The organism is Mesorhizobium sp. USDA 4413, from assembly GCF_056280365.1.
Window position 1 is genome coordinate 273,241 of the sequence record NZ_JBVPRP010000001.1, and the last position, 12,609, is coordinate 285,849.

The window sequence follows — 12,609 nt, forward strand, 5'->3', positions numbered from 1 at the left end:
CGGTCCGTCGAATCCAGCATTGCCCGGGTTCCGCCGGGGAAGATGCTGACAGCCGGAACGGACTTGCTGACAGGTATGGAAGACCTCAAGCCTGACGTCGCGCGGATTCCGGTTTGATGCGCGCGGCGAGGAACTCCTTGACGCGACGCCCGGGCGCCGGGCCGCGCAGCGGCTTGAAGCCGTCGTCGAGCTCGCCCGAGAGATCGAGCGTAGCGCGCTGGCCGACGGCGTCGTAATTCTCTTCCAGCCAGTCGCTGGCGGCACTGCGGCCGAGGTCGCGCAGGTAGGCGATGAAAGCCCATTCGGCATTGACCTTCGACGACGCCGAGAGGTCCTTGAAGGCCTCGTCGGCATCGATCCGGTGCATGCGGATGTCGCGATATTCGCCATGCGGCAGGCGTCCGGCCGCGATCAATTCCTTGACGAAGGCGATCGAGCGGAATTCGCGCAGCAGCCCGGCGTTGAAGGTGATCTCGTCGATGCGGTTCTGGATCTCGTTGGCGCTTTTCGGCGTGCCTTCGCGCACGACCGGATTGATCTGCACCAGAAGCACGTCCTCGGTCGCCGCCGTCTTGAAGAACGGATAGAGCGCGGGGTTGCCGCCATAGCCGCCATCCCAATAGGGCACGCCCTTGATCTCGACGGCGCGGAACAATTGCGGCAGGCAGGCCGAGGCCATCACCGTGTCGAGATCGATCTCGCCGTCGGAGAAGACGCGCAGCTGTCCGGTCTCGACATTGGTCGCCGAGATGAACAGCTCCATCGACTTGCAGGCGCGCACATTGTCGAAGTCGATCTCCTTCGCCACCACGTCGCGCAGCGGATTGAGGCCGAGCGGGTTGGCGATATAGGGCGAGAACACCCGCGACATGGTGTCGAAGAAGACGTAGCCGGGCGTGTTCTCGATCGACCAGTTGCCCCAGACCACGTCCCACGGCATGCGCTGCACCGGGCTGAAGCGGCCCTTCGAGGCCACCGCCCGCCAGAAATTGTCGAGCTTCTTGCGCGCGCCTTCCACGCCGCCCCGGACAAAGCCGTCGGCCAGCGCCACCGCGTTCATGGCGCCCGCGCTGGTGCCGGACACCGCCGCGATCTCCAGCCGGCCATCCTCCAGCAAACGGTCGAGCACGCCCCAGGAAAAGGCGCCATGCGAGCCGCCGCCCTGGAGCGCGATGTTGATCTTCTTCTTTTCCTCCCCCTTGCCGTTCTTCGCCATGGCGTTCCTTGTCTCGATGCGCCGCCCTGCCGCCGCGTCATTTGGACGGAGCCGGCGCAGTCAGCCTATGTTGCAGTGCAGCATATAAGGGCGGACCAAGGCAAGAACACGAACACACAAGCGTGATCATGGAATTTTCCTCGCCCCACGAAGTGGGTTAGGTCATGCACACATTTACTGTGACTGGCGTGACTGATCAGGCCGAGGCTTGATTGCCACGTGGTTCCCCCAATCCGTCGCTGCTTCGCAGCGCCACCTTTCCCCCCTCCGGAGGGAAAGGAAGGGAGCGTTGCTGGCCGAGCGTTGATGGCAAAAAAGCTTGGCGCCTTTCCTCTACCCCGTCGATCGGGGGAGAGGTGGCTCGGCGAAGCCGAGACGGAGTGGGGGTCGACCAGCGCTACATAAGAAAATGCATGCGCCAGGCTGTCAGCAACGCTATCGCCAAAGACCAGCCGCTTGGAATGTGTGCATTGCCCCAGCCGAAGGTGGGGCGAGGAATTGCTTCTCAAGCCACCAGATCCGGCACCGGTCCGACATAACGCGACTGCGGCCGAATGAGCCGTCCGGTCGCCTGCTGCTCGCGGGCGTGCGCAATCCAGCCGGCAACGCGGCCGGCGGCAAAGACAGCGGAGAACGCCTCCTTCGGAAAGCCGACCGCTTCCAGAAGAAGCGCGGTGTAGAATTCGACATTGGTCTGGATCGAGCGCTGCGGCTTGGCGATGCGAAGAACCTCGAGCGCCGCCTGCTCCACCGTCTCGGCGAAGGCCAGCCGGCTGCCCATCTCCTTGCTGCTTGCTTCGTTGCGGGAGCCGAGCTGCCGCACAACCGCCTTGAGCGCGTCGGCGCGCGGATCGCGCACGCGGTAAATGCGATGGCCGAAGCCCATGATGCGCTCGCCATGCGCGATCTCGTTGCGGAGCCAGGCGGTGGCGTCGCCGCTGGATTCGATGGCGTCCAGCATCTCGATCACCGGCCCCGGCGCGCCGCCATGCAGCGGGCCCTTCAGCGCGCCAAGCCCAGCCAGGATTGCCGAGGTCAGCCCCGCCTGCGTCGAAGCCACCACGCGTGTTGCGAAGGTCGAGGCGTTGAGCCCATGATCGCACACCGTCACCAGATAGCTGTCGAGCGCCTTGGCAAGCGCCGGCGAGGCGGTACCGGCAAGCATCCTGAGCATATCAGCGGCGTGATCGGCTTCTTCGCCGGGGACGACCGGCGTCTCGCCCCGGCCAAGGCGCAGCAAGGCCGGCGTCAGCACCGAGGGCGCCGCGATCAGCCTGAGCGCGTCGGCGAGCCCGTCGCCGTCCGGCAGGACGGCCATGCCGGCCCGCATGCCGCTGTAGATGTCGAGTGGCGCAAGGTGGGGAAGCAGCGGTTTCACGCGATCAAATACCTCCACCCGCGCCTTGCCGATCGCCTTTTCCAGCTCGGCATCGCCGGGAAGGTCGTCGAAGAAACCGTCGAACAGCAAACGCACCACTTGCGCGTAGCGCCAGCGGCCGGCGAGCTCCGCCAACGAATGTCCCCGGATGGTAAGGTGCCCGCCCGCACCGTCGACATCGGAAAGCACCGTGTCGGCCGCTACAACATCATCGAGCCCATTCGCCATGACCGTCTCCTTGACCTTTTGTGCTTTGCAATTAATGCTCGCCAATCAATGCATCAATCTTGATCAAGATAATCAATGTAAGGCGGCAAATGACGGAATGGCTGACGCGGGAGCAAGCGCTGGAGCGGCTGAAGGTGCGGCCGCAGACGCTTTATGCCTATGTCAGCCGCGGCCGCATCGGCATGAAGCCGGACGACGCCGATCCGCGCCGCAGCCGGTACCGCGCCGACGACATCGCAGCACTCGCCACGCGCCGCGACCGTGGACGGAGCCCGCAGGCGATCGCCGAAAGCGCCATCGCCTGGGGCGAACCGGCGATCGCCACCTCTATCTCGACTGTGCTGCATGGCCGCCTCATCTATCGCGGCGAGGACGCGGTGGAATTTTCGGCGACGGCGACGCTCGAGGAGACCGCCGCACTGCTGTGGGCTTCCGGCCGTCCGGTGTCCTTCGCCTCGCTGACGGCATCGGCCGCCCGGCAAAGCGGCACGCCGACCGCCTTCGCCAGGCTCTCCGCGCTTGCGGCCGAAGGCTGGTCTTCGCTTGGCCGCAGGGCGGCCATGCTGCAGCAGGACGGTGCCGCCGCGACCAGCGCGCTGGCAACCGCGCTCGGCGCGGCGCAAGGCTCCGAACCCGTGCACATCAGGCTGGCGCAGGGCTGGTCGGTGAAAGCCGCCGGCGCCGATCTCATCCGCAAGGCGCTGGTGCTTTTGGCCGATCACGAACTCAACGCCTCGACCTTCGCCGCTCGCGTCGCGGCCTCCACCGGCGCGCCGGTCGCCGCCTGCCTGCTCGCCGGCCTCGCGACGCTCACCGGCCCGCGTCACGGCGGCGCGGGTGCCGCGGCGATCGCGCTGGTCGAGGACGCGGAGCGGCTGGGTCCAGACGAGGCGATCGCCCGCTGGCTCGCCCATGACCGCCCGCTGCCGGGCTTCGGCCATCCGCTCTATCCGGAAGGCGATCCGCGCGCCGAGGGTCTGTTCGCCGATTTCAGAATCGACGACGGGCTGCTGCGGCTGCGCAAGGCGGTCCTTGCCGCGACCGGCCTGCGTCCCAACATCGATTTCGCGCTGGCCGCCATGACGCGCAGCCTGCGCCTGCCGGCCGACGCCCCGTTCCGCCTGTTCGCGCTCGGCCGCAGCGTCGGCTGGACCGCGCACGCCATCGAGCAGGTGACCAGCAACAGGCTGATCAGACCCCGCGCCCGCTATGATGGGCCCGCCGGGGACGGGTAATGGCTGCGGTTAGGGTACCCAACTGCGATTAGCGGAAACGCCTCTGAGGTCGTCATTCTAGGGCGGAGCAAGGAGCGAAGCGACGCGCGCAGACCCTGGAATCCATGCCGTGACGCTAAGGCGTTGCAACGTTTACAGAATTCTATACTGCTGCACTCTACGGCAACGGAATGGATCCTCGGGTCAAGCCCGAGGATGACGAAGGGATAGGCCTCTGCGCCAATCTCCAGCGTTCGCGACCGCCGCCAAACGGCGGCGCACCCGTCAGGACATTGTGTCGAGCTTGCGCTGCATAGCCGCGATCTGCGCCTTCAGTTCCTGCAGGTCGTCGGATTTCTCTTCCTTCTTCGGCGGCTCGGCCGGCGCGGCGGCATTGCCGCCGGCGGACGGGAACGGCGTGAACATGCGCATGGCGTTCTGAAACATCTCGACATTGCGGCGCGTCTGTTCCTCGAGCGCCTTCATCGGCGTCTTCATCATGTCCATCGGCGTCTTGCCGAAGGCGCCTTTGAGCTGCTCGCGGAACCGCTCCTGTTCCTTGGAGAAGGCGATCATCGACTGTTCGAGGAAGCTCGGCACGATCATCTGCATCTGATCGCCGTAAAAGGAGATGAGCTGGCGCAGGAACGGGATCGGCAGCATGTTCTGCCCGTCCTTGTTTTCCAGCTCGAAGATGATCTGCGTCAGCACCGGATGGGTGATGTCGTCGCCCGTCTTTGCGTCCTGGACCGTGAACTCCTCGCCCTTCTTGACCATCTCGGCCAGGTCCTCGAGCGTCACATAGGTGCTCGTGCCGGTGTTGTAGAGCCGGCGATTGGCATACTTCTTGATGACGATCGGGTCGTCTTTTGCGGCCATCCGAATCCTCCCCAGGACACCGGCACCTTTAGGAGTAAGCGGCCGGTAACGATTGCGCCCTTAACGAGGATAAGCGCAAAAGCGTCACAATTCCAAGCGGTTTGTGCACTGCGGCATCATTTAATGCTGCGCAGCCATTGCAAAATCCGCCGCATGGCCGACGTCACGTTACCGCGACCGGCGCGCGCTCGGCTTGCCGCGCGTGACGGCCATGCCCATTTCCGGTTTGACTCAAGGGTTCGAACGGGCAAGAAAGTCCTGAAGCGAGCTCGAAAATACGACACCTCGAAGCCTGGAGAAGAAAATGTCCGCTTCCAATTCAATCGTCGTCGCCAGCGCCGCCCGCACCGCGGTCGGCTCCTTCAACGGCAGTTTCGCCGCCACGCCGGCGCATGAGCTCGGCGCCGTCGTCATAAGGGAACTGCTTGCGCGGGCGAATGTCGAGGCGGCGGAAGTAGACGAGGTCATCCTCGGCCAGGTGTTGACCGCCGCTCAAGGGCAGAACCCCGCCCGCCAGGCCTCGATCAATGCCGGCCTCCCGAGGGAGACCACCGCATGGGGCCTCAACCAGGTCTGCGGCTCGGGCCTGCGCGCGATCGCGCTCGGCATGCAGCAGATCGCCACCGGCGACGCCAGGGTGATCGTCGCCGGCGGCCAGGAATCGATGTCGCTGTCGCCGCACGCCGAGCATCTTCGCGCCGGCGTCAAGATGGGCGACTACAAGATGGTCGACACCATGATCAAGGACGGCCTGTGGGACGCCTTCAACGGCTACCATATGGGCAACACCGCCGAGAACGTCGCCCGCCAGTTCCAGATCACCCGTGAAACCCAGGACGAGTTCGCGCTGGCATCGCAGAACAAGGCGGAGGCGGCGCAGAAGGCCGGCAGGTTCAAGGACGAGATCGTCGCCGTCACCGTTAAAGGCAAGAAGGGCGACACCATCGTCGACCAGGACGAGTATATCCGTCACGGCGCGACGCTTGACGCCATGACCAAGCTGAAGCCCGCCTTCGACAAGGACGGCACGGTCACCGCTGCCAATGCGTCCGGCATCAATGACGGCGCCGCCGGCGCGCTGCTGATGACCGAGGCCGAGGCTGCAAGGCGCGGCATCACCCCGCTGGTGCGCATCGCCTCCTGGGCGACCGCCGGCGTCGACCCGGCGATCATGGGCACAGGCCCTATTCCCGCCTCGAAGCGCGCGCTGGAAAAGGCCGGCTGGTCGGTCAAGGATCTCGATCTCGTCGAGGCCAACGAGGCCTTCGCCGCGCAGGCCTGCGCTGTCAATCAGGGCATGGGCTGGGACCCTTCGATCGTCAACGTCAATGGCGGCGCTATCGCCATCGGCCACCCGATCGGCGCTTCGGGCGCCCGCATCTTCAACACGCTGGTCTACGAGATGCGCCGCCGCGGCGCCAAGAAGGGCCTTGCCACGCTGTGCATCGGCGGCGGCATGGGTGTCGCGATGTGCGTCGAAGCGCTGTGAGTTCAGCGAATAGGGGAATAGCGAATAGAGGAAGAAAAGCGTCGCGCCGCGGGACATCAGATCCCTACTCGCTATTCGCTACTCCCTATTCGCTCAGCCGATTTTAAAGGGAGGACCACATGAGCAAGGTAGCAATCGTCACGGGCGGATCGCGCGGCGTTGGTGCTGCAATATCGGTCGCCTTGAAGAACGCCGGCTATTCGGTCGCGGCCAACTATGCCGGCAATGACGAGGCGGCCCAGAAATTCAAGGCCGAGACCGGCATCCCGGTTTATAAATGGTCCGTCGCCGACTACGAGGCCTGCGCCGCCGGCATCAAGCAGGTCGAAGCCGATCTCGGTCCGGTCGGGGTGCTGGTCAACAATGCCGGTATCACCCGCGACGCCATGTTCCACAAGATGACGCCCGCGCAGTGGAAGGACGTGATCGACACCAATCTCTCCGGCGTCTTCAACATGACGCATCCTTTGTGGAGCGGCATGCGCGACCGCAAGTTCGGCCGCGTCATCACCATCTCCTCGATCAACGGCCAGAAGGGCCAGGCCGGCCAGGCCAACTACTCCGCCGCCAAGGCCGGCGACATCGGCTTCTCCAAGGCCCTCGCCCAGGAAGGCGCCCGCGCCGGCATCACCGTCAACGTCATCTGTCCGGGCTATATCGCCACCGACATGGTCAAGGCGATCGACGAGAAAGTGCTCAGCGAGCGCATCATCCCGCAGATCCCGGTCGGCCGCCTCGGCGAACCGGAAGAGATCGCGCGCTGCGTCGTCTTCTTGGCTTCCGACGAGGCCGGCTTCATCACCGGCTCGACCATCACCGCCAATGGCGGCCAGTATTTCGCCTGACCCCGGTACTTCGCTCGGCATCATTCGTCGCCGGGGCGCCCCCGGCACCGGAGCCGCCTTTTTTGTCCGCCGGCCGGGCCGGCGTGACACCTTGCCTCAATTCGGGACGCAAAAGTTAACGGCCGCTGCACTTCTTGTGCGCAAGTGTCCACACAAGCTGTGAATTATCGGTGGGCGAGCTGTGGATAACACCATATCTAGGGGTGAACAAACCGGGAAACCGTCGGATCGCTGATTCGTCGCCGATTCGTTCCGGCTTTGGCCGAAAAGTTAACGGCGAGCGGCCCGAGCATCGCTGAAATCGTAAAAAGCGATTAAGAAAGTTCAACAATTACATAAGCTTGACCAAGCACCCCAAGCCGGCCGCGACCGGTCACCGGCAAAGGTTAACGACGGCCTGGCTCCAGCGGAGGCGAAGCATGAAATGGGCCAATCTCTCCGATTCAGCATGTGGTGAGACTCATCGTCAAAAAATCCACATATAGCCGTGAACAAAACCTGAATCAGAACGAGTCAGCGATTCGTCGCCGATTCGTTCCAGACTCGTTCCAGCCGTTAACGGCAGCCGATTTTGACCGGGCTGCCGCTTCCAGCCTGCCCCCAGACGAACATTCCGCTTTCGCTCGGCGCGCTAAATCCCTATGTGTCGGCTGTCACACGCGGCGGCGCCGCCGCGCCTCCGACCAGAAGCGGCAGAAAGTCTTATTTCCGAGCCGATGAACATCCAGCCGAAACACTCCCAGCCGCTGATCCTTTCGGGCCGCGACGTGACGGCCGTGCTAGGCCCCACCAACACCGGCAAGACCCATCTCGCCATCGAGCGCATGGTCGCGCACGAAACCGGTATCATCGGCCTGCCGCTGAGGCTGCTTGCCCGCGAGGTCTATGCGCGCGTCTGCGAGAAGGTCGGCGCCCACAAGGTGGCGCTGATCACCGGCGAGGAGAAGATCGTGCCTGCCGGCGCGAAATATTCGGTCTGCACGGTCGAGGCGATGCCGCGCGAAACCGACGCCGCCTTCGTCGCCATCGACGAGGTGCAGCTCGCCGGCGATCTCGAGCGCGGCCATATCTTCACCGACCGCATTCTGCATCTGCGCGGCCGCCAGGAGACGCTGCTTCTGGGCGCGGCCACCATGCACGGCATCCTGCAAAAACTGCTGAAGGGCGTATCCGTGGTCACGCGGCCGCGCCTGTCGCACCTTGCCTATGCCGGCTCGAAGAAGCTCACCCGGCTGCCGCGGCGCACGGCGATCGTCGCCTTCTCGGCCGACGAGGTCTACGCCATCGCCGAACTGATCCGCCGGCAGCAGGGGGGTGCCGCCGTCGTGCTCGGCGCGCTCTCGCCGCGCACCCGCAATGCGCAGGTGGAGATATTCCAGTCCGGTGATGTCGACTATCTCATTGCTACCGACGCCATCGGCATGGGCCTGAACCTCGACCTCGATCACGTCGCTTTTGCCCAGAACCGCAAGTTCGACGGTTATCAATACCGCAACCTGACCGCCGCCGAGCTCGGCCAGATCGCCGGCCGCGCCGGCCGGCACCTGCGCGACGGAACCTTCGGCGTCACCGGCCAGGTCGACCCGTTCGACGAGGATCTGGTGCAGAAGATCGAGGCGCATGATTTCGATCCGGTGAAGGTGCTGCAATGGCGCACCGCCGATTTCGATTTCACCAGCCTCGACGCGCTGAAGCGCTCGATCGAGGCCAGCGCGCCGGTCGAAGGCCTGACCCGCGCGCTGCCGGCGGTGGACGCGCAGGCTCTGGAGCATCTGTCGCGCGATAGCGCCATCCACGCTTTGGCCACCGGCAAGGAGCGGGTGGCGCTGCTTTGGGAAGCCTGCGCGCTGCCCGACTACCGCAAGATCGCGCCCGCGCAGCATGCCGACCTCATCGCCTCCATCTATATGGACCTTGCTCGCCATGGCCATGTCGATGAGAATTACATGGCCGAGCAGGTGCGGCGCGCCGACACGACGGACGGCGACATCGACACGCTGTCGCACCGGATCGCGCAGATCCGCACCTGGACTTTCGTCTCCAACCGGCCGGGCTGGCTGGCCGATCAGCTACACTGGCAGGAAAAGACGCGCGAAATCGAAGACAGATTGTCGGATGCGCTGCATGAGCGGTTGACGAAACGCTTCGTAGACCGCAGGACTTCCGTCCTCATGCGGCGCCTTAGAGAAAATACCATGCCTGAAGCCGAAATCAGCCCTACCGGAACCGTCCTCGTCGAAGGCCATCATGTCGGCGAGTTGCAAGGGTTCCGCTTCACCGCCGACCAGAGCGCCGGCGGCGAGGACGCCAAGGCAGTGCGCACCGCCGCCCAGAAGGCGCTCGCGGCCGAGTTCGACGCGCGCGCCGAACGCTTTGCCGCTTGCGCGAATGGCGACCTGGCGCTGGGCTCGGACGGCGTGCTGCGCTGGATCGGCGCGCCGATCGGCACGCTGGTCGCCGGCGACGAAGCGCTGAAACCGCGCCTGGTCCTGCTTGCCGACGAGCAGCTGACCGGCCCTGCCCGCGACAAGGTCGCCGCGCGCGCCGAGCGTTTCGTCAACTTCCAGATCGAGTCGCTTTTGAAGCCGCTGGTCGACTTGAAGAATGCCGACCAGATCACCGGCATAGCGCGCGGCATCGCCTTCCAGCTGGTCGAGCATTTCGGCCTGATCAACCGCCGCGACATCGCGGAAGAGATGAAGTCGCTCGACCAGGAAGGCCGCGCGGCGCTCCGCCGCCTGGGCGTGCGCTTCGGTGCCTACCACGTCTTCGTGCCGGCGCTGATCAAGCCGGCTCCGGCGGGACTGGTGACGCTGCTTTGGGCGTTGAAGAACGACGGCAAGGACAAGCCGGGCTTCGGCGACGTTGTGCATGCGCTGGCCTCGGGCCGCACCTCGGTGGTCATCGACCCGGCGTTTGACAAGACCTTCTACAAGCTCGCCGGCTACCGCAATCTCGGCCGTCGCGCCGTGCGCGTCGACATCCTCGAGCGGCTTGCCGACCTCATCCGCCCGGCGACCAACTGGAAGCCCGGCCTCGGCCAGCGTCCGGACGGCGCCTATGATGGCCACGCCTTCATGGTGACACCGCCGATGATGTCGATCCTCGGCGCCACGGCCGACGACATGGAGGAAATCCTGAAAGGTCTCGGCTATCGCTCGGAGGCCAAGCCGGCCGCCGAGGTGAAGGCGAAGCTCGACGCGCTCGACGCCGCCGCACGCGAAGCGGCCGCGGCCAAGCTCGCTGCCGAAGACGCGGCGCGCACCGCGCAGTCGACGGAGGCGCAGGCTGCGGCAACGGACGCGGTCGCGGTCGCGGTCGCGGAGGCAGCGGCGGAAAGCTCGGAGCCGGCAACCACCGAAGCTGCGCCTGAGGCCGTCGCGGAAGTTCCGGCCGAAGCCAGCTCGGAAGCGCCGGCGGAACCTGCCGTTGAAGAGCCGGCAGAAGTTGCGGCCGAGGTCGCGGAAGAGGTTCCCACTGTGGAGGCCCCCGCTGCGGCGGCTGCAGTGCTTGAGTCGGCCGAAGGCGCCGACGCCCTTACCTCCTCCTCGATGGGGGAGGTCGCGGCGCGGAGCGACGCGGGTGGGGATGATGGCGCCGGCGACGCAGACGGCACCAATACCGCCGAAGCTCCCCACGAGGGGGAGGGTAAGGCCGGCGAAGCCCCGGCCGAGGCTGAAGAACCGAAGCCTGTCCTTCTGTGGCGCCAGGCGCGTTTCGATCACCAGCGCCCGCGCCATCGCCAGGACAACCGCCGCGACAATCGCCAGCGCGGTGGCCAGCCCGCACGCGAGGCAGGCGCCGGCGGCCAGCCCGGCGACAAGCCGGCGCATGAAGGCCGCCGCGATGGCGCCGGCAAGCCGCGCTTCGACCGCTCGAAGTTCAAGCCGAGGCCGGATGCAGGCGACCGGCGCGAAGGCAGGCCGCAGGGCGAGCGCCCCGAAGGGGGCCGCCGCGAGGGCCGGCCCGACTGGAAGGGCAACAGGCAGGAGGGCAAGGGCAACGCTCCTGGCGGCAAGCCGGCTTTCCAGGGCAAGCCCCGCGAGGAACGCCCGCAGCGCTTCGACCCGGACTCGCCTTTCGCCAAGCTCGCCGCCTTGCGCGACCAGCTGAAGAAATAGGCTAGAGCATGAGCATGATCCCGAACCGAAGGACCGCGTCAGCGAAAAGTGGGAACCGGTTTTCGGGCGAGATCATGCTCCATCAAAGAGCCAGCATGATCCCGAACCGAAGGACCGCGTCAGCGAAAAGTGGGACCCGGTTTTCGGATAAGATCATGCTCCAACAAAGCTAGCCGCGATGGTTGGAGAAGGCCGCCAGCGCATCGACAAATGGCTGTTCTTCTCGCGCGCGGTGAAATCGCGCTCGCTGGCGGCGAAGGTGGTCGTCGCCGGGCGCGTGCGCATCAATCGCGACAAAGCAGCGCAGGCCTCGGATCTGGTCAAGCCCGGCGACGTGCTCACCATCACGCTCGAGGGCCGTATTCTGGTCTGGAAGGTGGTGAATTGCGGCACGCGACGCGGCCCGGCCGACGAAGCGCGGCTGCTCTACGAGGACATGTCGCCGGCGCCGACGCCCAAAGGCGGGGCGGTTCCGGACGCCATTCCGGCGCTGCGCGAGGCCGGCAGCGGCCGCCCGACCAAACGCGAGCGGCGGCAGACGGACAGTCTGCTCGGCGACGATTAAGACAGAACCGGCCCAGGGCGCGCGGCCGGAGAAATTCCAGAAACGCGCAGCGGCCAGACTCAGTGACCTCGATCTGCCCTTCCAGCCGGAATTCCATTCCAGCCCTCCGACTCCGCCGGCAATCCCTGCCCTTGCATGCGGCGGGCAAAGGAGTTACCTCAGCCAAAAAGCCCAACAAAATGGGACGTTCCGGAGCCTGCAATGACCTATGTCGTGACCGATAATTGCATCAAATGCAAATATATGGACTGCATCGAGGTCTGTCCGGTCGACTGTTTCTACGAGGGCGAGAACATGCTCGTCATCCATCCCGACGAGTGCATCGACTGCGGCGTGTGCGAGCCCGAATGCCCCGCCGACGCGATCAAGCCGGACACCGAGGGCGGTCTCGACAAATGGTTGCAGGTCAATGCCGAATATGCCGAGAAATGGCCCAACATCACCGCCAAGAAAGAGCCGCCGGCGGACGCCAAGGCCTTTGACGGCGAGACCGGAAAGTTCGAGAAATATTTTTCGGCGGAGCCCGGCGAAGGCGATTGACATAAGGCTGGCAATGTCGGCATGACGCGGCGTAACGTAGCCGATGCAGTTACTGCCTTGACAGGCAGCGCTGCCGCTTGGCGTTAGCGAATGCAGCAAAACCTTGATTCTTCCGACTTTTTGTGTTACATGAG

Annotated in this window: 9 protein-coding genes; 6 read left to right on the forward strand and 3 right to left on the reverse strand. The window is 65.2% G+C overall.

Features of this window, described 5'->3' with window-relative positions; translation table 11 throughout:
* Positions 1-85 precede the first annotated feature (85 nt).
* Together ACVMIM_RS01405 and ACVMIM_RS01410 are read right to left on the reverse strand one after the other, a co-directional pair.
* Positions 86-1,216, reverse strand: a complete 1,131-nt coding sequence (locus ACVMIM_RS01405) for a patatin-like phospholipase family protein (protein ID WP_476109945.1) — start codon at positions 1,214-1,216, stop codon at positions 86-88.
* A 505-nt stretch (positions 1,217-1,721) separates the two neighbouring features.
* Positions 1,722-2,822: a citrate synthase/methylcitrate synthase gene (locus tag ACVMIM_RS01410; protein WP_476109947.1), complete on the reverse strand. Its 1,101-nt coding sequence runs from the start codon at positions 2,820-2,822 to the stop codon at positions 1,722-1,724.
* A gap of 89 nt (positions 2,823-2,911) precedes the next feature.
* Between ACVMIM_RS01410 and ACVMIM_RS01415 the strand changes: the two genes are divergently transcribed.
* A complete protein-coding gene (locus ACVMIM_RS01415; RefSeq protein ID WP_476109949.1) occupies positions 2,912-4,057 on the forward strand; it encodes a citrate/2-methylcitrate synthase in 1,146 nt (381 codons plus the stop codon).
* A 264-nt stretch (positions 4,058-4,321) separates the two neighbouring features.
* Here ACVMIM_RS01415 and phaR read toward each other — a convergent pair whose 3' ends face one another.
* Positions 4,322-4,915 (reverse strand): polyhydroxyalkanoate synthesis repressor PhaR, encoded by a 594-nt coding sequence (phaR, locus tag ACVMIM_RS01420; protein WP_041004768.1) that lies wholly within the window; start codon positions 4,913-4,915, stop codon positions 4,322-4,324.
* A 304-nt stretch (positions 4,916-5,219) separates the two neighbouring features.
* On the opposite strand from phaR, the gene ACVMIM_RS01425 reads away from it, so the two are divergent.
* From ACVMIM_RS01425 to fdxA, 5 genes are all read left to right on the forward strand, one after another.
* Positions 5,220-6,404, forward strand: a complete 1,185-nt coding sequence (locus tag ACVMIM_RS01425) for an acetyl-CoA C-acetyltransferase (RefSeq protein ID WP_476109950.1) — start codon at positions 5,220-5,222, stop codon at positions 6,402-6,404.
* Positions 6,405-6,523: 119 nt separating this feature from the next.
* Positions 6,524-7,249 (forward strand): acetoacetyl-CoA reductase, encoded by a 726-nt coding sequence (gene phbB / locus ACVMIM_RS01430; RefSeq protein WP_476109952.1) that lies wholly within the window; start codon positions 6,524-6,526, stop codon positions 7,247-7,249.
* A 716-nt stretch (positions 7,250-7,965) separates the two neighbouring features.
* Positions 7,966-11,370 (forward strand): helicase-related protein, encoded by a 3,405-nt coding sequence (locus tag ACVMIM_RS01435; RefSeq protein WP_476109953.1) that lies wholly within the window; start codon positions 7,966-7,968, stop codon positions 11,368-11,370.
* Positions 11,371-11,548: 178 nt separating this feature from the next.
* Positions 11,549-11,935: an RNA-binding S4 domain-containing protein gene (locus ACVMIM_RS01440; protein ID WP_476109954.1), complete on the forward strand. Its 387-nt coding sequence runs from the start codon at positions 11,549-11,551 to the stop codon at positions 11,933-11,935.
* Positions 11,936-12,136: 201 nt separating this feature from the next.
* Positions 12,137-12,475: a ferredoxin FdxA gene (fdxA, locus tag ACVMIM_RS01445; protein WP_476109956.1), complete on the forward strand. Its 339-nt coding sequence runs from the start codon at positions 12,137-12,139 to the stop codon at positions 12,473-12,475.
* The last annotated feature ends 134 nt before the right edge of the window (positions 12,476-12,609 follow it).